Below are 1,898 nucleotides of genomic sequence, written 5' to 3' on the forward strand. Positions count from 1 at the left end.
CTTGCCTGTGGAGGGAGGGTGCAGTCAGACCGCCCGTCGAAGCAGGAACCCGCCGAGGTGATTTAGACATCAGTCTGAACGCAGTAGGGATCCACGTCCTTTAGGGCGTGGAGGATGTCAATATTGAGCCAGTACATAATGATTTAATGTTCCCTATTATTTAAGTATCAAAAAATAATTTCTATCAATGGCCTATTGCCTGATTATGCTATTAAAGCAGAGGACTAGGCTAAGAACGACGACCAAATAATGTGCCCAGTCTCGCACTGTGGTGTCTGAAAAGCACACAATATGTTTTAAAAGCCGCAAAGCGGTGTAAAATAAATAGATATTGCTTTGTCTATCTTAAAGCTAAATCATTAAATCAAAATAAGTAACAAGTGGAAATAACCTCTTAAGACTATAGGCTAATGTAAGATAGTGATGATTTATTTTTGCGCTTAAGAGGAGTGACAGGGTATATTGTTGTCATGACTAAACGGACACTCAAAGAAATGAGGGGATCATGCGAATTAAATTGTTATTGGGAGCCACTGCAGCGTTGTTGTTAGCAGGCTGTTCTGCAACAAATACATTGACCAGTGCAGGTTCACAGGTACAAATTACTGATACGCAACCAGGCAGCGAGTGCCAGTTATTAGGCACAGTAACCGGCGTTCAGAATAATTGGTTATCAGGCTCTCGTACTGAAAGCCAATCACTACGCGGTGCTGCTAATGATTTACGCAACAAAGCAGCCGCTATGGGTGGTAATGTTATTTTTAATGTTGGTACAGGTGCAGGTAGCATTGTCGATAGCTTTGCGCCACTAGATAGCAAAATGAGTGGACAAGTTTATAAATGTCAGTAACAAACAATGGTTGTGTACATTGATAAGCTAGCTCGTGACTAACATATCTGGCCCTAATGTCTATCAGGGTCAGATTGTTTTTTATCAAAATCAGTAAACTAATCGTTTCTAAATTCGACTGAGGGCTGTTTTAATCGCCTCGTCACCATCTAATATAGGAATGCATTTTTTAAATGTATTCGGCTTATCTAATATCTCTGCTAATGTTGCCGCGACATTATCAATAGTGATTTCACCTTTTGTAGCATTATCTTCCAATTTGGTCGTAATTTTATATGTGCCTTGTTTTTCAGTTAAATAGCCTGCTTGAACAAGGGTGAAATCTAACTGGGTACGATCCCGTAAGTAGAGGTCGGCAAAATATTTAGCAGTAAAATAATCAATTAATTCAGTCCATTTATCAGGTGATAATGAATTAATCGCACTGAGCATAATATATCTTTTTATTCCTTTTTTTTCTGCTGCTTGCATCGTTTTAACAGCACCATGTAAATCAACTTGTAATAAATCCTTTCCTCGGGAGCCTGTCGTAAAATAGATAGCCTCTAAATTGTCTGGCAATAAATCGGTGATGGATGATAACGGCTTTGTTATGTCCAATTCAATTTCATGGTACTGTGAGGGATGATGTACTGATGTGTCGGATAATTTTCGGGTTGTACCTATGACATGATGACCTTTAGCAAGTAATATTTCGATTAAACGCTGACCTACTCGACCTTTAGCGCCAATGACGAGAATATTCATATTTCCTCCATTAAAATCTCAATTTCGTGTTTGAAGCTCCTCTTTACACTGAACTTAATTTTAAAACTTATTTTTTAATCAGGTAAATTATGTACCGTAAAAACTATCATTTAATGATTATTACTATAAGCGTAGTAGGATTTTTTTAGAGCCAAATGCAAATAATACAATAAATTAAAAAATAAAATATCCAATTCTACTAGGATAGATAATTATATGACTAATAGATAGTTTTAATAAGTGATAGTATTTAATTTATATTAAATGAGAAGCACATATTAATATTTTCATACTGATACTA

General features: G+C 36.5%; 2 protein-coding genes. One reads left to right on the forward strand and one right to left on the reverse strand.

The genetic code is table 11. From position 1 onward, the window contains the following. Positions 1–505 precede the first annotated feature (505 nt). Entirely contained in the window at positions 506–850 is a 345-nt protein-coding gene (locus AACU98_RS15335) for a DUF4156 domain-containing protein (protein ID WP_004245715.1), read from the forward strand. A gap of 108 nt (positions 851–958) precedes the next feature. Here the strand turns inward: AACU98_RS15335 and AACU98_RS15340 are convergent, their stop codons facing one another. Then, a complete protein-coding gene (locus tag AACU98_RS15340) occupies positions 959–1,597 on the reverse strand; it encodes an NAD(P)H-binding protein (RefSeq protein WP_004245714.1) in 639 nt (212 codons plus the stop codon). Between the last annotated feature and the right edge of the window lie 301 nt (positions 1,598–1,898).

Origin of the sequence: Proteus sp. G4380 (genome assembly GCF_963885725.1) — a bacterium.
Taxonomy (GTDB): Bacteria; Pseudomonadota; Gammaproteobacteria; order Enterobacterales; family Enterobacteriaceae; genus Proteus; species Proteus mirabilis.

Excerpts from the sequence above, each read along its gene's own strand:
- AACU98_RS15340 (WP_004245714.1), bottom strand. The coding sequence starts at position 1,597 with ATGAATATTCTCGTCATTGGCGCTAAAGGTCGAGTAGGTCAGCGTTTA.
- AACU98_RS15335 (WP_004245715.1), top strand. The coding sequence starts at position 506 with ATGCGAATTAAATTGTTATTGGGAGCCACTGCAGCGTTGTTGTTAGCA.